Here is a 20,564-nt window from a genome sequence, read left to right as displayed (position 1 = left end):
TTATATTAAAAGCGCTGAAACCTAAAACAAAAGATGATGACCATATGAACAATATACTAGAAGCTACACTACAAATCAAAGATAAAAACATTATTTGGGATAATAAAGTTCAAGAGAAGATATTTAAAAAGAGAAAATCTTTATTTTATGCAGCTACTTATACGCATAAACCAGAATTTTGTACCGTTTGTGGGTGTGTTAGCCGAAATAATAATATCGTTAAAAACGGCACGAAAACATCTCGTATCACTCTCTGTTCTGTTTCAGGCCTAGCGGCCTACTTAAATCTACGCAAGCAGAGATTTCTCTGTAGAGAATGCGGCTCTTCATTTACCGCAGACACTAGTCGAATCGTAGAAAAACACTGTCATATCTCTAAACGCTTAAAAAACGAAATTAAATCAAAAATAAGTGAAACAGTATCTGAAACCTATATCGCAAAAGAAACAAATGTTTCAGTTCATACGGTAAGACGTATCATAGATGATACAACACGTTTACTAAAGATTAAACCATTACACGATTTACCTGAGCATTTGTGTTTTGATGAATTTAAATCCGTCAAATCTTCCGATAGTAATATGAGCTTCATTATTTGTGATAGCACTACACACAAGCTGGTCGATGTTGTACGAGATAGAAAATCTTACAGCTTGAAAAAGTATTTTCATCGTTTTGAGCCTAAGACTAGATTAAAGGTAAAAACTATCTCCATCGACATGTACTTACCGTACATTCAATTAATAAAAGAAATGTTTCCTAACGCTAAAATTATCATTGATCCTTTTCATATCGTACAAGCCTTAAATAGAGAATTAAATCGAACTCGGGTACGTGTCATGAATAAGCATCGCTATAAAGACTCTAAATTATATCGAAAGTTAAAACATTATTGGAAGTTAATTTTAAAGAACTCTAATGAACTTCAGAACTATAAATATAATCGTTATAAGCTTTTTGAAAGCTTCATAACAAGTAAAGGAATTGTAGATTATATCTTAGAAAAAAATCCATCTCTTAAAAATGATTATGAGGTTGTACATTCACTTCGTGAATGTATACAGGATAGAGATTATATAGAATTCAAGGAAACGATTGAAGCAGCTACGCAATTAGACCTATCTCCTGGTTTAAAAAGAGTATTAAAGACTCTTATGACTTACTTGCCATATATTCAAAATACTTGTGAGTATCCAACTAGAACAAATGGCCCTATTGAAGGAATAAACAATAAAATAAAAGTGCTTAAAAGAAATGCCTACGGCTTTAGAAACTATTACCATTTTAGAAATAGGATTATTTTAATAACAAAAATGTTTGGCCCAAAACAAAAAGGAATTAAGCAACAATTAGTTGCTTAATCCCTTCCTAAATTTCTTCATCAACACTATTTGACAAAGAGCCCTTTTTTAGTGCTCAAAATAGCACTCAATTTTAAATGGATTTGGTGTTCAAAAAATATAATCAAATGCAACAAACTAATTTCATTTTTAATAGGCACAATTAATTTTAGAAGATAGTACGAAAAAATATTGACTATTTTCTTTAGAATGTGTAAAATTTAGATAGATTATTTAAAGTGAGGTTTTTTTATCTTGTCTATATTAAAGAAGAAAGTTAATATGTTTAGTGTACTATTGAATGTGGTATTAATAGCTATTATAGCTATTGGAGTGCTATTTTTCTTACCTAAGGAACATAAATCAGAAGTCAAATCGTCAATTAATATCGAAAGTATTGAAAAAGTGAATGAAGTTGTATTTTTGAATGCGGGAATTAATGAAATTATTTCTGAAACAAAAACAACTCAAGTTTTTGAGTTTGATGTGCCGTTCTCTAAAAAAGCAGCATTAGTAATTTTAAATTATAAAGCTAAATTTGGAATTAAAAGTAGTGTAAAGGTTGAACAAATAAGCGAAAAAGAATATAAGGTTATTGTTCCAAAATTGGAAGTAATTGGTGTTGAACTTTCAAAAGATAATCCTTATGATTTATATGATAGTCATGGAGAGTTATTAAGTGGAACTACAGAAGATATTGATACTGGGAAATTGGTCGCTAACCAACTTTCTAGTGATAAACAAGCAGAGTATTTAGATAAATTTAAGAGTGAAATTAAAGAATCTGCAATCAATTATTATAAAACAATATTTTCTTCAATGGATTCTGAAGTAAAAGTAACTATAGAATTTACAGAATAATTTTTGAAATACAAAACCCTGGCCATCTCTGGTCAGGGTTTTGTGTGGTTCTATAATTTTTAGGGTTGATGGAAATTTTCCACCAACCCTATTTTAGTGTATACAAAAAGGCCAACATCCATTATATTAAAAGCGCTGAAACCTAAAACAAAAGATGATGACCATATGAACAATATACTAGAAGCTACACTACAAATCAAAGATGCACACAATGAAGGTGTTACATTCCATTTCTTAGAGAATATTAAAGAAGTATTGCGTGATGAGAGTGGGAAAGTAACTGGTGTAAAGGTTATTACAATGGAACTTGGTGAATCAGATGAAAGTGGAAGAAGATCAACGCATGAAGTGGCAGGTAGTGAACATATTATTCCATGTGACCTTGTCGTTGCAGCAATTGAACAAAAGTAGACTTTAGTGTTCTAGATGAAAGGTAAAAATTTGACTTTCGGTCAACATCAGAATACAATAGAAATGAACTAATAACAGGGGATGCATATTTAGGTCCTCAATCTATCGCAACCGCAATTAAAGGCGGGTGAGAAGTTGCGACAGAAGTACATGAATCGTTTAAAGAAAACACATAAATAACTTGTGGTGCCTTTCGTTTTTTTACTGGGAAAATTAAGGAACTATAGTTATAAATCCTTAAAGATATTAATATATTAACATGCGTATATTTATGGGAAGAAGGTTATGTCATCTATAGTTGTACTTCTGACGATAAGGTTGTTCGTGTACCAAAGGAAATTAAAGGTAAACCTGTTATCGCAATTGGAGAACGTGGTCTTGCGAACTTGAAACATTGTGAGGCAATCGTTTTACCAGATACAGTACGATATATTGGAAAAGGTGCGTTTACGATTGACAATAAGTTAAAGTATGTCCACTTTGGTAAGTCAATAGAAACAGTAGAAGATGATGTTTTCAACTCTGACAGTTCATTAGAATCAGTTGTATTCCCAGAAGGAACAAAGAGTATTGGAACATTAGTATTCTGGGGGACATCATCAATTAAATCTATTACAATTCCAGCAAGTGTAACAGAAATTACAGAATACTTCTATTTTGTGGATAACTGTAACCCAGATGTAGAAATCCATACACCTAAGGGATCAAAGGCAGAAGAAGTAGCTAAAGCAATGCAACTTAAAGTAGTAAATGACTAAAGGGGAATAGTATGAACAAAAAATTACTATCAGGCTTAGGGACTGACCCCAAAAAGTGAGAATTTAATAAAAACACCCTAGGGCTACCGTCTTCGGTATCCAACCGGAGACAGGTAGTCCAATTTTTGTTGGATTCTTTTTTCATTAGGTTCTTCATCAACACTATTTGACAAAGAGCCAAAAGAATCAGGTGATAAACCTGATTCTTTTTTGTTTGTAAATTCTCACCGAAATTACATGATACCGAAGAAACGAGCTGCGATACCAACTACAAAGAGGGCAAGAATGATTGTGATTGGAGATACTTTTTTCTTAAGCAACCACATGCAAAGGAAAGTAAGGAGAAGTCCCATCAATCCTGGGATCAATGAGTTCAACTGACCTTGAAGGGTTTGTGGTTGAACGCTATCCAAGCTCAATCCGCTAAGTGCTTGACCAAGGATTCCCTTCAATTCTCCACCTGTAACAGGACCTTCTGGGAATACGATGTAGGCACCTTCTGACAATTGTTTACCTGGAAGGTTGATAGTGAAGTTGATCGATACCCAACGTTGTACAAGAACGGCAAGGATGAACATACCAAGGATAGAAGCTCCTTTAGTGATGTCTTTCAAGATACCACCAGACATATCTTTAGTGATTTCAGATCCAGCCTTGTAACCAAACTCTTGTGTATACCAAAGGAAAGACATACGGATTGCATTCCATCCAAAGAAGAAGAGAAGAGGTCCGACGATATTACCAGTCGCAGCAAGTGATGCACCAAGGGCACCGAGGATAGGACGTACTGTAAACCAGAAGACTGGGTCACCGATACCAGCAAGAGGTCCCATCATACCAATCTTAACACCTTGGATAGCAGCGTCATCGATGTCAGTACCGTTTGCGCGTTCTTCTTCAAGTGCAAGAGTAACCCCCATGATTGGAGCAGCTACGTATGGGTGAGTATTGAAGAACTCAAGGTGACGCTCAAGAGCAGCAGCTTGGTCTTCTTTTTTAGTGTAAAGTTTCTTGATAGCTGGGATCAAAGAGTAAGCCCAACCCAAGTTTTGCATACGTTCGTAGTTCCAAGAACCTTGAAGGAATTGTGAACGCCACCAAACTTTTTGGCGATCTGATTTTGATAATTGAATTTTTTCAGCCATGATTGTTCCCCTTTCTAGTAGTCTTCTAGGATATCACCGATTGGATCGTTAGAAGTTGCAGCTCCTCCGCCACCGTTTCCGCCTTGTTTAGAAAGGTTGAGGTAGATGAAGGCAAGGGCAACACCGATGACACCAAGGGCAATCAAAGTCAATTGAGAGATTGCTGCAAGAGCAAAACCGATAGCGAAGAATGGCCATACTTCACGAGTAGCCATCATGTTGATAACCAAAGCGTAACCAACGGCAACGACCATAGCACCACCGACAGCCATACCACCTTTAAGCCATTCTGGCATAAGTTCCAATACGCCTTGAACGGCTTCAGTTGGCATTGCAAGCAAGAGTGCAGCTGGGATAGCAATACGTAGACCTTGAAGAGCAAGGGCAAAGTAGTGAGCGCGTTCAACAGCAGCAATGTTTCCTTCTTTAGCAGCAGCGTCAGCAGTGTGAACCAAACCAACTGAGATTGTACGAACGATCATAGTCAAGAAAAGTCCAGCTACTGCAAGAGGGATTGCAGTTGCAGTTGCGACTGCGATACCTTCAGTAGTAAAGTTACCACCTTTGATCATGATGATTGCAGCAGCAACAGAGGCAAGGGCAGCGTCAGGAGCTACGGCAGCTCCGATGTTAGCCCAACCAAGGGCGATCATTTGAAGTGATCCACCAAGCATAACCCCTGCTTCGAGGTTACCAGTTACAAGACCGATAAGGGTACATGCTACGATTGGTTGATGGAATTGGAATTGGTCGAGGATACCTTCAAGACCTGCGAAGAAGGCAACAACTACAACCAAGATAGCAGAAATGAATGAAATATCTGACATGGTTTTATTCCTTTTCTATTTAGTTTTAATTATTGAACGTTAGCTTTGCTAATCAAGTCAAACAAATCTTTTTTCGTGTCGTTTGGTACTTTACGTACGTCAAATTCAACACCAAGATCACGCATTTTTTCAAATGTAGCAACGTCGTCTTTGTCCATTGACAATACGTTGTTGATCATTGTTTTACCAGTTGAGTGAGCCATTGAACCAACGTTAAGAGTCTTGATTGGCACACCGCCTTCGATAGCACGAAGGGCATCTTGAGGTGTTTCAAACAAGATAAGGGCGTGTGTTTCACCAAAACGAGGATCTTTTGCAACCTCAATCAATTTTTTGATTGGTACAACGTTAGCTTTTACTCCGTTAGGAGCAGCTTGTTTGATCAACTCTTTACGAAGATCGTCGTTTGCAACGTTATCTGAAGCAACGATGATACGGTCTGCTTTTGAATCTGGTGTCCAAGCAGTTGCGACTTGTCCGTGAAGAAGACGTGTATCAAGACGAGCAAGATTGATTTTCAATTTACCGTCTCCAATAACAGTTCCTTCTGGAATAGCAGCTTGGGCTACAGGAGCAGCTGCAGCAGTTGCAACTTCCTCAGCTGGGTTTAGCTCTTCTGGAAGAGCCTTGATGCCATCTTTGGCTTCTTTAATGATGTTCGCAGCGACTTTATCCACTCCAGCATTAGCATCCATGAGGCGCTCTGTGTAGGCTTGAATCAACATCGGCAAGTTAAGTCCTGTGATGATGGCAAATTTACGCTCAGGATTTTCTCCCATTACGCGGCTAGCTTGGTTAAATGGAGATCCACTCCAAAGGTCAGCCAAGACTAGAACCTCATCTTCTGCGTCAAATGCAGCCACAGCATTGTTGAACTTGGCGTATAAATCATCTGGACCTTCGTTTGGCATAAAGGTTACAACTTGAACCTTTTCTTGTTCACCAAAGATCATAGATCCTGACTGATGAATACCCGCGGCAAATTCACCGTGGCTCGCAATAATGATTCCGATACTCATTATTGTCATTCCTCCTTATAAAATGTTTGACTTGTAGTTTAAGAAAACTTTAAGACTCCTTAAGTATAAATCGTTTTCAGAAAAAAAGCAACTAATTATAATAAAGAGTGAAAAAAATCTCAAAGTTTCATCTTTGTAAATATTGATATATCAACTTTTTATAAAATAGTCTATAAAATGGTAAAAAAATTTAATATAAAAAAGCAGAGGAACTAGGAAGTTTTCGTCAGTAGTGCTCTTGGGCGTCTAAAAAGTGCCCCAAGTCCAATTAGTTGTCGTGTCAAAATTTTATTACAAAAAAACGAGGTGGGATCTTCTGTCCCGACCTCGTTTTGGCATTTATTATTTATCTTAGTGGGTAAAGTCTAAAACCATGCGACCTTGGATGGTACCAGCAGCCATTTCATCAAAGACAGCAATGGCATCTTCGACAGGACGTTTTTGAACGACTGGAACAACGAGACCTTCAGCACCAAATTGGAAGGCTTCTTCCAAATCTTTACGTGTTCCAACAAGGGAACCGATGACTTGGATACCGTCAAGAACTGTTTTGACGATGCTAAGATCCATCATTTCAGATGGGAGACCGACAGCTATTACACGACCGCCTGCACGAACAGAGTCAACTGCTTGGTTAAAGGCAACTTTTGATACAGCTGTTACGACAGCTGAGTGAGCACCACCGTTTGTCTTTTCTTTGATAAGGCCTGGGACATCTTCGACTTCAAGACCGTTAATCACGATATCTGCACCAACTTCTTTAGCTAGGGCAAGTTTATCGTTGTTAATATCTACTGCGATAACGTGAGCGTTGAACACTTTTTTAGCGTATTGAACAGCCAAGTTACCAAGACCTCCAGCACCATAGAGGACAACCCATTGACCTGGCTCAACTTTTGCTTCTTTGATAGCCTTGTATGTGGTAACACCGGCACAAGTGATAGAAGAAGCTTGGGCTGGATCGAGCCCTTCTGGAACCTTAACAGCATAATCTGCAGTTACGATACATTGTTCAGCCATACCACCATCTACTGAGTAGCCAGCATTTTTAACTGTACGGCAAAGAGTCTCACGCCCAGTTGTACAGTATTCACACATACCACAGCCTTCAAAGAACCAAGCTACGCTGACACGGTCACCAACTTTTAGGCTTTTAACATCAGGAGCAACTTCTTTGACGATACCGATACCTTCGTGACCGAGAACGCGTCCTGGAACTTTACCAAAGTCACCATGTGCAACGTGGAGGTCAGTGTGGCAGACACCACAGTACTCAACTTCTACAAGAGCTTCCCCAGTTTCGAGTGGACGGAGAACTTTTTCTTCAATAGCAACACCAGTGCCTTCTGGATTTACAACAACAGCTTTCATAGCTATCCTCCTTGATTAGTCGTTGAGGTGCAGAGGAAAAGGGGCTTGGCTTGAAAAGCTTTCAAGTGAAGTCGAATTTGAACCGCCCTCTTATTTACTTATATGTGAAGTATATCACGATATTTAATATGGTACAATAGTTTTGAGGTAAAAAACTATGTAATCGCTTAACTGGTTGATCAGACTGTGAAAATTGAACAAGTAAGATTGATGTATTGGCGAGTAAATACCTATAAATGCTAGAAAAGTTGACTTTTATATCGCCTCTTTAAGGTTTTCAGAATTTTTCTGAGTTCTTTCTCGAGGGGATTTTGGTATAATATAGAAAGCAATTATCGTTTCTAGTAAGAGAAGTTAGAGTGAGAGGTATGTATGTCCCCTTCTATCAAGTTATTGAAAAATCGTTATCTAAAAAATATCAAAGAAAATCCAGACCTCTACGTCGGTATTGAGTTGGAGTTTCCGATTGTTCATACGAAAGGGAAACCTACAGATATTGAAGTCAGCAAGGATTTGTTGCGCTTTTTGGTGGATGCTCTCAGTCTGAAAGTTGAAAAGGAGGACCAGGATGGCAATCCAATTCAACTTGTAGAACCGATGAGTCAAGATCGGATTTTGTTTGAGGTTTCTTACACGACCTTGGAGTTTGCTTTTGGGAAGGCAAAGAGTATTCAGGAAGTGGAAGAGCGCTTTAGAGCCTATATGGAAGTAATTCAGGAGAAGCTAGGAGAAAAGGAACATGCTATTCAAGGTTGGGGGATTCACCCGAATTGGGATATCAATGATAATAGGCCTGTCGCATATCCTCGCTACCAGATGTTATTGGACTATCTGAAGATGGGCAACAATCAGGAATCTGTTTCTTTACATGACTTTCCACAATATGGAGCCTTTATCTGTGGGAGCCAAGTTCAGTTGGATGTATCGACTGCTAACTACCTACGTGTCATCAATGCATTCACTCAGCTTGAGGCAGCTAAAGCTTACCTGTTTGCCAATTCTCAGTTTTCGGGAGCAGACTGGGATACTTTGATTTCACGAGATATTTTTTGGGAAGATTCCATGCATGGAATTTATCCAGAGAATGTTGGTGTCAATACCAGACTCTTTAAAGATGAGGATGATTTCTTTGATTATTTAGACCATTCTGCGATTTTCACATCAGAACGAGATGGAGAAACCTATTATTTTTCTCCGATTCAAGCTAGAGATTACCTAGCTACTGACGAGATTCATGCTTATACTCTAAATGGGAAAGAAACTCTTCTTGTTCCTCTAGAAAAGGATTTCCAAACGCACCGTAGCTACCAATTCCAAGATTTAACAACACGAGGAACGGTCGAATTTCGTAGTGTTTGTACACAGCCGCTAGACCGAACCTTTGCTTCAGCAGCCTTTCATCTAGGTTTGTTGGTGAATCTAGACAAGCTTGAAGCTTACCTAGAAACAGCTTCTTTCTTTGAAAGTTTTGGTCGTGACTACAAGTCTTTGAGACGTCAGTTTTCTAAGAAACAGCTTTCAGATGAGGAGATAGCTGGGATTGTCCAGTTCTCCAAAGACTTGCTAGCTATAGCAGAGCAAGGTCTTAAGATGAGAGATCAGCAAGAAATGACCTATTTAGAGCCTTTGAAAGAAAAATTGACTCTATAATTTTCTTATAAAGGGAGAATTTTCTGAAAAATCATGTTATAATGGATGAGACTATAGATAAAGGATAGAGATTTATGACATTAGTTTATCAATCAACGCGTGATGCGAAAAATACAGTAACAGCCAGCCAAGCGATTTTGCAAGGTTTGGCAACAGATGGAGGCTTGTTTACTCCAGTTAGCTATCCAAAGGTGGACTTGGATTTTGGCACATTGAAAGACGCTTCTTACCAAGAAGTAGCTAAGCTTGTCTTGTCAGCTTTCTTGGATGACTTTACAGCAGAAGAGTTGGACTACTGTATCACCAACGCCTATGACAGCAAGTTTGATACACCAGCAATTGCCCCTCTTGTAAAACTTGATGGCCAATACAACTTGGAACTTTTCCACGGTTCAACCATTGCCTTCAAGGATATGGCCTTGTCTATCTTGCCTTACTTTATGACAACGGCAGCTAAGAAACACGGCTTGGAAAACAAGATTGTCATCTTGACAGCGACGTCTGGAGATACTGGGAAAGCTGCTATGGCAGGATTCGCGGATGTTCCAGGTACTGAAATTATCGTCTTTTATCCAAAAGACGGTGTCAGCAAGGTACAAGAGTTGCAAATGACAACTCAAACGGGCAAAAATACCCATGTTATCGCCATTGATGGAAACTTTGACGATGCTCAGACAAACGTGAAACATATGTTCAATGATGTGGCTCTTCGTGAGAAATTGGCAGCCAACAAGCTCCAGTTCTCGTCAGCTAACTCTATGAATATTGGTCGTTTGGTACCACAGATTGTCTATTATGTTTATGCCTACGCTCAGCTTGTTAAAACTGGCGAAATTAATGCTGGTGAAAAAGTAAACTTCACAGTACCGACAGGAAACTTTGGAAATATCATGGCTGCCTTTTACGCTAAACAAATCGGCCTACCAGTCGGCAAGTTGATCTGTGCTTCAAATGACAACAATGTCTTGACAGACTTCTTTAAAACTCGTGTCTATGACAAGAAGCGTGAGTTTAAGGTAACCACTAGTCCATCTATGGATATCTTAGTGTCTTCAAACTTAGAGCGCTTGATTTTCCATCTTTTGGGAAATGATGCGGTTAAGACAGCTGAACTTATGAATGCTTTGAACACTCAAGGTCAGTATGAGTTGACAGATTTTGATGAAGAAAACCTTGACCTTTTTGCAGCTGAGTATGCGACGGAAGCAGAAACTGCAGCAGAAATCAAGCGTGTTTATGAGTCAGATGCTTATATTGAGGACCCTCATACAGCAGTTGCTTCGGCCGTATATAAAAAATACCAAGCGGGGACAGGTGATGTGGCTAAGACCGTAATTGCTTCAACAGCTAGTCCATATAAATTCCCAGTAGTTGCAGTAGAAGCTGTAACAGGGAAATCAGGCTTGACCGACTTTGAAGCTTTGGCTCAGTTGCACAAAATTTCAGGAGTGGCAGTGCCACCAGCAGTTGATGGCCTCGAAACAGCTCCGGTTCGTCACAAGACAACTGTTGCAGCGGCAGATATGCAGGCAGCAGTAGAATCTTATCTAGGACTTTAAAACAGAGGAAGTAAACTCGGTTGGGCAACTAACTGAGTTTCTTTTCATCAGGAGGAAGGATTGTTTAAGAAAAATAAAGACATTCTCAACATAGCCCTGCCAGCCATGGGTGAAAATTTCTTGCAGATGCTCATGGGCATGGTGGATAGCTATCTGGTGGCCCATCTGGGCTTAATCGCCATTTCGGGTGTGTCTGTAGCGGGTAATATCATCACCATTTACCAGGCTATTTTTATTGCTTTGGGAGCAGCTATTTCCAGCGTCATTTCAAAAAGTTTGGGGCAGAAGGACCAGTCTAGACTAGCCTACCATGTGACAGAAGCGCTCAAGATAACCTTGCTTTTGAGCTTGATTTTAGGGTTCTTGTCCATCTTTGCCGGTCGAGAGATGATTGGTCTTTTGGGGACAGAAGCGTCTGTAGCTGAGAGTGGAGGACTATACCTAGCTTTGGTCGGTGGGACAATTGTTCTCTTGGGCTTGATGACTAGTCTGGGTGCCTTGATTCGTGCCACCCACAATCCGCGTCTTCCCCTTTATGTGAGTCTTTTATCCAATGCCTTGAATATTCTCTTTTCAAGTCTAGCTATTTTCATCCTTGATATGGGCATAGCTGGTGTAGCCTGGGGAACCATCCTATCTCGTTTGGTTGGGGTTGTGATTTTATGGTCACAATTAAAACTTCCATATACGAGACCAAGCTTTGGACTGGACAAAGACTTACTGACTTTGGCTTTACCTGCAGCGGGAGAACGTCTCATGATGCGAGCTGGAGATGTGGTCATTATTGCCTTGGTTGTTTCTTTCGGAACTGAGGCAGTCGCAGGAAATGCTATCGGTGAAGTCTTGACTCAGTTTAACTATATGCCAGCCTTTGGTGTTGCTACAGCAACAGTCATGCAGGTAGCTCGAGCAGTTGGAGAAGATGATTGGGCAAGGGTAGACAACTTAAGTAAGCAAACTTTTTGGCTATCCCTCTTTCTTATGTTGCCCTTAACTCTTAGTATCTATGCTCTCGGAACGCCCCTAAGTCACCTCTATACCAGCAATCCTGTGGCTATTGAAGCCAGTGTTATGGTGACGCTGTTCTCTCTACTAGGAACTCCTATGACGACGGGAACAGTCATTTATACAGCTGTCTGGCAGGGTTTGGGAAATGCACGCCTCCCCTTTTATGCGACAAGTATCGGAATGTGGTGTATCCGTATCGGAACAGGGTATCTGATGGGAATTGTTCTTGGATGGGGCTTGCCTGGTATTTGGGCAGGAACGCTTTTGGATAATGGTTTTCGCTGGTTCTTCCTGCACTATCGTTATAAGCAATATATCTCTTTGAAAGGATGACATATGAAAAAAATTGGATTTATCTGGGATTTAGATGGGACCTTGTTGGACTCTTATGAGGCTATTTTAGCAGGAATCGAAGAGACTTTTGACCAGTTTGACATTCCTTATGATAAGGCTGAGGTTCGTGCCTTTATTCTACAAACTTCCGTTCAAGATCTGTTGGAAAAGGTGGGAGAAGAAAGAGGCTTGGATGCAGATATGCTCAATCAGGTTCGTGCTCAGAGCTTGGCTGAGAAGAATGCTCAAGTTGTTCTGATGCCAGGGGCGCGTGAAATCTTAGCTTGGGCAGATCAGCAAGGGATTGAGCAGTTTGTTTATACCCATAAAGGGGACAATGCTTTTACAATTTTGGAGAATTTGGGTTTGGCCCACTATTTCACAGAAATTTTAACCAATCAAAGTGGCTTTTCTCGGAAGCCTAGTCCAGAAGCTGCGATTTATCTTATAGATAAGTATGAACTAGATCCTCAGCAAACTTATTATATCGGTGATCGGACTTTGGATATCGAATTTGCTCAAAATAGTGGGATTCAGAGTATCAATTTTCTTGCCTCACCTGCAACTTGTAATCAACAGATAGAGCGTTTAGAAGATATTAGTTCGCTTTCCTTCTAGAATTTTCTTCAAGAAGAATGTGTCAGCCTGATGACAGGAAACTAACAAACTATTTCAAGTAATGTGATTTGTTACAACGAATGTACAGTTCTGTTAAATAGCCCCAAAAGGGCTTTTTTTCTATTTTCTTTGTGTTATGATAGACAGGTACTACATTTGAAAAGGAGTTTGAATAGTATGAAGAAAAGAATTATTTTAGCATCAACAGTAGCATTATCTTTTGCCCCTGCCTTGGCAACTCAAGCAGAAGAATTAGTGTGGACAGCGCGTAGTGTTGAGCAAATTCAAAACGATGTTACCAAGAGTGAGAATAAAACAAGCTATACGATTCAGTATGGTGATACCTTAAGTACCATTGCCGAAGCTTTGGGAGTGGATGTGACCGTTCTTGCTAACTTGAACAAGATCAGCAATATTGATTTGATCTTCCCTGAGACAGTCCTTACAACAACTGTAAATGAAAAAGAAGAAGTGACAGAGGTTGAAATTCAAACCCCTGATACAGTTCAAGGAGGCGAAGGTACAACTGCAACAGCAGATTTGACAACCAACCAAGTCACTGTAGATGACCAAACTGTACAGGTTGAAGATTTAACTCAACCAGTTGCAGAAACAACTGTAGCTGAGCCAGTGGCAGAAGCAACAACAGAAGCTGTTACAGAAGTTGCAACACCAGCAGAAGAATCTGCAGCAGAAACAACAACAGGAGCCGTTACAGAAGTTTCAGCACCAGTAGAAGAGCCGGTCGCAGAAACACCTGTAGTGGAAGAAACGACTACAACAGAAGCACCAGTTACAGAGACTGTAACAGAGACTCAATCAGCACCATCAACTTATCAAGCTGAAGCAAGCCAAGGTTCATCAGCGACTTATGCAGCACCAGCAGCACCTGATTATGCAAGTATTGCAGCTTCAAAATCAGAAAATGCAGGTCTTCAGCCACAAACGGCTGCCTTTAAAGAGGAAGTAGCTAATTTGTTCGGAATCACGTCATTTAGTGGTTACCGTCCAGGAGATAGTGGCGACCACGGAAAAGGTCTTGCCATTGACTTTATGGTTCCAGTAAGCTCTGCTCTTGGGGACCAAATTGCAGATTATGCTATCCAAAATATGGCTAGCCGTGGCATCAGCTACATCATCTGGAAACAACGTTTCTATGCACCATTCGATAGCAAATACGGACCAGCCTACACTTGGAATCCAATGCCAGATCGTGGAAGCGTTACAGAAAACCACTATGACCACGTACACGTATCGATGAACTAAGAATAATGAGAAGTTGGGAACTTGAGTTTCCGCTTCTTTTTTTGTTATGACACACTTTATAAGTGAAATAAAATCTAAAACACGATATAATGTAAGCGGATACAAGGTTATGCTAACGATTTTAAGCATAGAGAGAAAGGGTGATAAGGATGACAAACCGATTAAAAACTCCATTTGAGAAAACAAGAGATGATTTTGAACAGGAATTTACTGGAGAAATCGTTGAACTCTTGATTTTTACCCTCCAAAATGTAAATGGGGCTGCTTCTTTAAAAGATGGCTGTAAAATGCCGTCCGTTCATTTTAAAGCTAGTGTCAATGTTGAAACTCAGGACTTCTCTGAACGTGAGGGACGTTTGGAATGGGTATTGACTCCTGAGGAATTTGAAGAAAAGAGATGGGGCTTTAGTTTTGAACCCTACAAAATTCATCATATCAAATGCCAAAAACGCCCCTTCATGGAGTTAGAGCCATATATGTCAGAAGTAGCTAATAACTGCTACCACTTGCTGGAATACCTAGATGACCAATCCACAGACTCTAGGTTAGAGACCTTGATTGAAACCTATCAAAAACCGGTCATCATTCAAGACGATATTGGCGAATTCACCTTAAACAGAGCCTATTCTTGGTTTGAAGGATTTATCACTTACGAGGGTGGTAAGATTCATGCTATCTTTGCTGCGAGTGCAGATGAAAGTCTCCCACCAAGTTCTTTTGATGATCTAAAGAAATTTATGGGAACTTTCCAAGTTCAAGATACTCGGATTAAAGACTATATTGTCAAAGAACTGTGGGAAACAGCTCAAGACTGGATAGATTCAGATGAAAATGATGTAGTGTTAACAGAAGAGTATTTTACCAACTCACTTTCCTTGAGTGAACTATCAATCAACGAAGATGGAGAATTGACCCTCTACTATGATGATCGTGAAGAAATTTTTGCAGGCCATGCCATCGAAGTGGTCATTGATAAAGAGGGAGAAATCCTTCGAGCAGATTTGGTAGGTTAGTGCTGGATTTTATCTAGAATATAGAAATAATAGCCTTTTGGGATTGAAACCAAGAGGCTATTTTTCGTGAGTAAGCAAAATAGTTGCGTTTTTAATCTTTCTGCAATATACTTGATAAGTCAATAGTTGACAAATCAAGTTTACGCAGGGAGGTAGAAATGAAAAAAATTAACGACTTATTGTACCAGCTCCATTTAACAGATCAGATGATCACTCAACTTTTTAAGAAACAATTGGGAATTAGTTTGACCCGCTATCAAATCCTGCAGTTTTTACTGCAACAGTCACCCTGCAACCAGATTGCCGTTCAGGAGAAGTTAAAGATTGACCAGGCGGCCTTGACCCGTCATTTTAAGATACTAGAGTCAGAGGGCTATGTCAGTCGCAAGCGTAATCCGGCCAATCAGCGAGAAGTCTTAGTTGAATTAACCCAAGAAGCCAAGAATCAACTCTTGGTTAATCCGCCTCAACGTCACCTGAAGGTGAAGGAACAGATGGAGAGCATCTTATCGACTGGTGAGCAAAAAGAACTGACAACCTTACTGACAAAACTAGTCTCAGGTTTAGAAAAAATAGAATTTTAAGGAGAAAACGATGTCAACCATTACTACTATTTTAGCAACCCTTGTTGCTCTAGAGCATTTTTATATCTTTTATTTGGAGAGTATGGCAACCCAATCAGATGCAACCAGTCGTGTCTTTATTATGGACAAGGAAGAGTTGACTCGACCATCTGTCACCTCACTGTTTAAAAACCAAGGAATTTATAATGCCTTGATTGGGGTATTTCTTATTTACGGAATTTATTTCTCACATAGCTTAGAAATCGTAACAATCTTTGTGTTGTTTGTCATAGGAGCAGCGACTTATGGTGCCTTAACAGCAGATAAAAAAATCATTCTCAAGCAAGGCGGACCAGCAATCCTAGCACTCTTGAGTATCCTTTTCTTAAAATAAAAACAACCAGCACTTTCCATAGAAGGTGCTGGTTTTAATCATTCACATTAAACTTTTCTCCGCTTGATTTCGAGTAATCTTTGATAGAAGAAGAATTGACTACTATAGATATAAGGGAAAGAAGGGATGCTCGCAATTCCAAAGCTGATCCAGATAAGAAGATACCATGGTAGGAGTTGTAAATCAAGTACGAAGCGTTGGAACTTATAGCCTTTCATAAGGAAGCGACTGGTTTTGAGTACGCGACTTGGCTTGGCAATTCCAATTGCAAGGGTATCACAAAGGAGTAGCTCTACTTGGGAATAAGCGTAGTATTGCGGCAGATAGGCAATGGTTCCCAAAATCATCAGAAAGACGCTACCAAAGAAGTAAAGTGCAAAAGTAAGTAGGAAGTGTTCGATATCTGAATTGGTGACGTCGACAGCTGGAAATTCGGGATGAAGTTCTACAAATTTACGAGCCATAGCACTGCTGTAAAAGAGCAAGTAAACTCCAAAAAGATTAGGGATGCTCCACAAAAAGAGATAGAAACGCTTGAGCAAGAGAGTCAGAAAGGTCTGGGTGAAGAAGCGATTGTCAAGTAAGGACAGACTATCTTTAAAAGAAAGCTCTATCTCGGAAATTCTGTAAAGATTAATGGTTGTAAAAAGAGCACCAGCTAGGATAATAGCACTTGTGAATCCAACTGCTAGAGGAAAGAGTGAGGACTGGATCAAGCTCATCAAAAAAGTAAAGAAGGATTGCTCAAGAATTCCCTCATCAAGTAGGGATAAAGGTCTGATAAAGCTGGATAGAATCAAGAAAATGCTTGGTAATAAAAAGACAAGCAATAAACGTGGATGTTCAGCTTGAAACTGTTTAGCTTGTTGACGAACTTCTTTTAAATCAATTTTTGGGTATTTCATTCTTTCATTATACCATAGTTCGTGACAGTTCCTGTTTTTTTTGATAGAATCATACAGTATGCCCTTGGGCACAAAGTAAGAACTGGGACTGTCTTTCCCAGCTTCGGAGGTAAAAAATGTTAGATTCACCAATCAAATATCGTTTGATTAAAAAAGAAAAACACACGGGAGCTCGTCTGGGTGAGATTATCACGCCACACGGAACCTTCCCAACTCCTATGTTTATGCCAGTTGGGACACAAGCAACGGTCAAAACCCAATCACCAGAAGAGTTAAAAGAGATGGGGTCAGGAATTATCCTATCTAATACTTATCACTTGTGGCTGCGTCCTGGAGATGAACTCATTGCCCGTGCTGGAGGTCTTCACAAGTTCATGAACTGGGACCAGCCTATCTTGACAGATAGTGGCGGTTTCCAAGTATACTCTCTAGCGGATAGTCGTAACATCACAGAAGAAGGGGTAACGTTCAAGAACCACCTCAATGGTTCTAAAATGTTTCTATCACCTGAAAAAGCCATCTCTATCCAAAACAATCTAGGGTCAGACATTATGATGTCCTTTGACGAATGTCCTCAATTTTATCAACCTTATGATTATGTGAAGAAGTCAATCGAACGTACCAGCCGTTGGGCTGAGCGTGGATTAAAAGCTCATCGTCGTCCACATGACCAAGGTTTGTTTGGGATTGTACAAGGTGCAGGATTTGAAGATCTTCGTCGTCAGTCAGCTCATGACCTTGTCAGCATGGACTTCCCAGGATACTCTATCGGAGGGTTGGCAGTAGGTGAAACTCATGAAGAGATGAACGCAGTTTTGGACTTCACCACTCAACTCCTTCCTGAAAACAAACCTCGCTACTTGATGGGAGTGGGAGCACCAGATAGCTTGATTGATGGGGTTATTCGTGGGGTTGATATGTTTGACTGTGTCTTGCCGACTCGTATCGCTCGTAACGGAACTTGTATGACTAGCCAAGGACGTTTGGTTGTCAAGAATGCCCAGTTTGCGGAGGACTTTACCCCACTTGATCCTGAGTGCGATTGCTACACATGTAAGAACTACACCCGTGCCTACCTTCGTCACTTGCTCAAGGCTGACGAAACCTTTGGTATCCGCTTGACAAGTTACCATAACCTCTACTTCTTGCTCAATCTCATGAAGCAGGTCCGTCAGGCTATTATGGATGACAATCTCTTGGAATTCCGTGAGCATTTTGTTGAAAAATATGGCTACAATAAATCAGGTCGTAATTTCTAAGATTATCAATCTAAAGCTGAAATCCTAAGTTTTCTCTTAGGATTTTTCTTCTTTTTTTGATAAAATAAAGGTAATATGGAATGAACATTAGATGGTTTTTTAACTACTCTAATGAACGGAGAATAAACTCGTATGCGTATTAAATGGTTTTCCTTGATCAGGATTACAGGCTTACTCTTGGTGCTTTTGTACCATTTCTTTCAGACGGTTTTTCCAGGAGGTTTCTTCGGGGTTGATGTCTTTTTCACCTTCTCAGGTTTCCTAATTACGTCACTCCTGTTAGAAGAATTTGGACAAAAAGGGAAAATCGATATCTTAGGATTTTTCAGGAGACGCTTCTATCGGATTTTTCCCCCAGTCGTCTTGATGATCCTGGTTGTTATGCCTTTTACTTTCTTGGTTCGACAGGATTATGTGGCAGGAATCGGTGGTCAGATTGCTGGTGTCCTTGGTTTTATGACTAACTTCTATGAAATGCTGACAGGAGGAAGTTATGAATCTCAATTTATCCCTCACCTCTTTGTTCACAACTGGAGTTTAGCGGTTGAAGTTCATTACTATATCTTGTGGGGCTTGGCAGTTTGGCTCATGTCTAAGCAAGCCAAAACAGGTGGGCAACTACGGGGAATGGTCTTTCTACTATCTTCAGCTACCTTCGTCGTTAGCTTTCTTTCAATGTTTATTGGTAGCTTTATCGTTAGCTCATACTCAACGCTTTACTTTTCAAGTTTGACTCATGTTTATCCATTCTTTTTAGGAAGTGTGCTTGCGACCTTGATAGGAGTTCGTCATACGACACCTCTTCTCAAACGTTTGAATCAAACCCTAGACTTGAAACAGACCTTGCTAGTATTTGGGGCTGGTCTCGGAGTTTTACTCTTATTGACCTTCTTTGTGAAATTCAATTATCTCTTTGCCTACTTGCTTGGCTTCTTGTTGGCAAGTTTAGCTGCCCTTTTGATGATCGTTGCAGCACGAGTTTTACATGAGAAAACTCCGACGATTGAAGAACCCAAGGTAATTAGCTTCTTAGCTGATACGAGCTATGCCGTTTATCTTTTCCACTGGCCGTTTTATATCATTTTCTCTCAGTTGATGAGCAATCTACCGGCAGTGATTCTCACCACTATCTTTTCTTATCTCTTTGCAAGCCTTTCTTTCTATGTGATTGAACCTTTCATTGCCGGGAAGAACACTAGCTTATTGCAAAGGGTAAAAGAAATTCCGCATATTCAACCAATCTTTGCGGGTAGCGTCGGTTTTCTTAGCTTGCTGACACTGATTGTGATGCTCATAGCTCCCCAAGTCGGTGCTTTTGAAACGGATTTGATGGTAAATGGCCTCAATCAAGCTCAAACCAATATTACCCGTACAAAAACCATGGCGGATCAAGCAGAAGCCAGTCGCTACAATATTGCTGAAGGTGTATCCATTATCGGAGATTCTGTAACCTTGCGTGCAACACCTGGACTTAAAGAGGTTCTACCAGACGCTCAGACAGATGGTCAAGTAAGCAGAAATACCAAGCAAGCCAATGCTATTATGCTCAACCACAGTCAGAATAAAGTCCTCCCTAAAATAGTTGTTATTGCTACTGGAGTGAATAACCCTGAGGATTATAAGGCTGATATTGATTCTTTGATAACAAATCTACCTAAGGGACATCAGCTTGTACTTGTGACACCTTATGAGGGTGATACAACTCAAGCAACTCAGCCTTATGTAGAACAGTATGCTAGCTATGTGCGTGAAGTAGCTCAAAAGTATCCTTACATTGAGGTTGCAGACTGGAATCAGGTGTCTAAAGATCATCCAGACATCTGGAAAGGAACGGACCAGGTTCACTTTGGAAGTGATAATACCAAATTAGAAGAGGGTGCTAAGCTCTACGCAGAAACGATAGCATCAGCTATCAAGGCCTTGGCAGATAAGCCTGTGAAGTCAAAATAATATCTAAAAAGTAGAGATGACCTTTCTCTACTTTTTCTTTTTAAAAAGTACTTCTTAGAAAATAATTCATTCTCTAAGCTTCTCTCTCTAACTTATGGCAATATCGTCTTACTCTAGGTTGTTAGATCTTTGGGTGATTTGGCCCAACTCTGGCAATCTCTAGGCTTTCGTTTTTATGGCGGATCACGTCTTGATTGGGAAAAGCTTGCCAAATTGTCAGAATTATGAGAAAATAGGTGCAGTCAGAAAATGGAGGGAATGCAATGAGAGAAGACATCAAGATTAATGACCGTGCTTTAGCATTAGGAAATCAA

The 20,564-nt window shown here is 39.9% G+C and carries 19 protein-coding genes; 14 read left to right on the top strand and 5 right to left on the bottom strand.

Going from position 1 to position 20,564, the window contains the following annotated elements:
* Positions 1-44: 44 nt before the first annotated feature.
* The 4 genes from HMPREF1116_RS08320 to HMPREF1116_RS08305 all read left to right on the top strand — a co-directional run bounded on the left by HMPREF1116_RS08320 (position 45) and on the right by HMPREF1116_RS08305 (position 3,370).
* A complete protein-coding gene (locus HMPREF1116_RS08320) occupies positions 45-1,361 on the top strand; it encodes an ISL3 family transposase (protein WP_001059646.1) in 1,317 nt (438 codons plus the stop codon).
* Positions 1,362-1,622: 261 nt separating this feature from the next.
* On the top strand, positions 1,623-2,201 hold the full coding sequence (locus HMPREF1116_RS08315) for a DUF4230 domain-containing protein (protein WP_000493214.1): 579 nt from the start codon (positions 1,623-1,625) through the stop codon (positions 2,199-2,201).
* Between the two features lie 165 nt (positions 2,202-2,366).
* On the top strand, positions 2,367-2,612 hold the full coding sequence (locus HMPREF1116_RS08310; protein WP_004238875.1) for a hypothetical protein: 246 nt from the start codon (positions 2,367-2,369) through the stop codon (positions 2,610-2,612).
* A 338-nt stretch (positions 2,613-2,950) separates the two neighbouring features.
* Positions 2,951-3,370, top strand: a complete 420-nt coding sequence (locus HMPREF1116_RS08305; RefSeq protein ID WP_223339927.1) for a leucine-rich repeat domain-containing protein — start codon at positions 2,951-2,953, stop codon at positions 3,368-3,370.
* A gap of 233 nt (positions 3,371-3,603) precedes the next feature.
* Here HMPREF1116_RS08305 and HMPREF1116_RS08300 read toward each other — a convergent pair whose 3' ends face one another.
* From HMPREF1116_RS08300 to adhP, 4 genes are all read right to left on the bottom strand, one after another.
* The gene (locus tag HMPREF1116_RS08300) at positions 3,604-4,515 is read right to left on the bottom strand and encodes a PTS system mannose/fructose/sorbose family transporter subunit IID (protein ID WP_000818311.1); all 912 of its coding nucleotides are present in this window, start codon (positions 4,513-4,515) and stop codon (positions 3,604-3,606) included.
* Positions 4,516-4,529: 14 nt separating this feature from the next.
* Positions 4,530-5,342 carry a PTS mannose/fructose/sorbose transporter subunit IIC gene (locus HMPREF1116_RS08295; protein WP_001280303.1) on the bottom strand — a complete coding sequence of 271 codons (813 nt, stop codon included), beginning with the start codon at positions 5,340-5,342 and terminating at the stop codon, positions 4,530-4,532.
* Between the two features lie 29 nt (positions 5,343-5,371).
* The gene (locus tag HMPREF1116_RS08290; RefSeq protein ID WP_000021981.1) at positions 5,372-6,361 is read right to left on the bottom strand and encodes a PTS sugar transporter subunit IIB; all 990 of its coding nucleotides are present in this window, start codon (positions 6,359-6,361) and stop codon (positions 5,372-5,374) included.
* A gap of 351 nt (positions 6,362-6,712) precedes the next feature.
* Positions 6,713-7,732, bottom strand: a complete 1,020-nt coding sequence (gene adhP / locus HMPREF1116_RS08285; protein ID WP_000649143.1) for an alcohol dehydrogenase AdhP — start codon at positions 7,730-7,732, stop codon at positions 6,713-6,715.
* A gap of 372 nt (positions 7,733-8,104) precedes the next feature.
* Here adhP and HMPREF1116_RS08280 point away from each other — a divergent pair, with 372 nt between their 5' ends.
* The 8 genes from HMPREF1116_RS08280 (at position 8,105) to HMPREF1116_RS08245 (ending at position 16,136) form a co-directional block, all read left to right on the top strand.
* Positions 8,105-9,382, top strand: coding sequence for a glutamate-cysteine ligase family protein (locus HMPREF1116_RS08280; RefSeq protein WP_000075076.1), 1,278 nt, complete (start codon positions 8,105-8,107; stop codon positions 9,380-9,382).
* A gap of 74 nt (positions 9,383-9,456) precedes the next feature.
* Complete coding sequence (gene thrC, locus HMPREF1116_RS08275) at positions 9,457-10,941, top strand: threonine synthase (RefSeq protein WP_000177114.1); 1,485 nt, start codon at positions 9,457-9,459, stop codon at positions 10,939-10,941.
* A 60-nt stretch (positions 10,942-11,001) separates the two neighbouring features.
* Entirely contained in the window at positions 11,002-12,282 is a 1,281-nt protein-coding gene (locus tag HMPREF1116_RS08270; RefSeq protein ID WP_000473992.1) for an MATE family efflux transporter, read from the top strand.
* Between the two features lie 3 nt (positions 12,283-12,285).
* A complete protein-coding gene (locus HMPREF1116_RS08265; protein WP_000719439.1) occupies positions 12,286-12,900 on the top strand; it encodes an HAD-IA family hydrolase in 615 nt (204 codons plus the stop codon).
* 177 nt (positions 12,901-13,077) lie between these two features.
* Entirely contained in the window at positions 13,078-14,166 is a 1,089-nt protein-coding gene (locus tag HMPREF1116_RS08260; protein ID WP_000745993.1) for a LysM peptidoglycan-binding domain-containing protein, read from the top strand.
* Positions 14,167-14,315: 149 nt separating this feature from the next.
* Positions 14,316-15,179 (top strand): DUF2262 domain-containing protein, encoded by an 864-nt coding sequence (locus HMPREF1116_RS08255; RefSeq protein WP_000184918.1) that lies wholly within the window; start codon positions 14,316-14,318, stop codon positions 15,177-15,179.
* A gap of 158 nt (positions 15,180-15,337) precedes the next feature.
* A complete protein-coding gene (locus tag HMPREF1116_RS08250; protein WP_000723486.1) occupies positions 15,338-15,763 on the top strand; it encodes a MarR family winged helix-turn-helix transcriptional regulator in 426 nt (141 codons plus the stop codon).
* A 10-nt stretch (positions 15,764-15,773) separates the two neighbouring features.
* Complete coding sequence (locus HMPREF1116_RS08245; protein WP_000104481.1) at positions 15,774-16,136, top strand: DUF1304 domain-containing protein; 363 nt, start codon at positions 15,774-15,776, stop codon at positions 16,134-16,136.
* A gap of 47 nt (positions 16,137-16,183) precedes the next feature.
* On the opposite strand, the gene HMPREF1116_RS08240 is transcribed toward HMPREF1116_RS08245, so the two are convergent.
* Complete coding sequence (locus tag HMPREF1116_RS08240) at positions 16,184-17,041, bottom strand: DUF975 family protein (protein ID WP_000876900.1); 858 nt, start codon at positions 17,039-17,041, stop codon at positions 16,184-16,186.
* A 116-nt stretch (positions 17,042-17,157) separates the two neighbouring features.
* On the opposite strand from HMPREF1116_RS08240, the gene tgt reads away from it, so the two are divergent.
* Positions 17,158-18,300 (top strand): tRNA guanosine(34) transglycosylase Tgt, encoded by a 1,143-nt coding sequence (gene tgt, locus HMPREF1116_RS08235; protein WP_000887400.1) that lies wholly within the window; start codon positions 17,158-17,160, stop codon positions 18,298-18,300.
* Positions 18,301-18,432: 132 nt separating this feature from the next.
* Complete coding sequence (locus HMPREF1116_RS08230) at positions 18,433-20,250, top strand: acyltransferase family protein (protein WP_001220901.1); 1,818 nt, start codon at positions 18,433-18,435, stop codon at positions 20,248-20,250.
* The last annotated feature ends 314 nt before the right edge of the window (positions 20,251-20,564 follow it).

It is taken from the genome of Streptococcus sp. SK140, assembly GCF_000259525.1.
GTDB lineage: Bacteria > Bacillota > Bacilli > Lactobacillales > Streptococcaceae > Streptococcus.
Note: the sequence above shows the minus strand (reverse complement) of the source record. Positions and strands in the feature narration are given on the sequence as shown.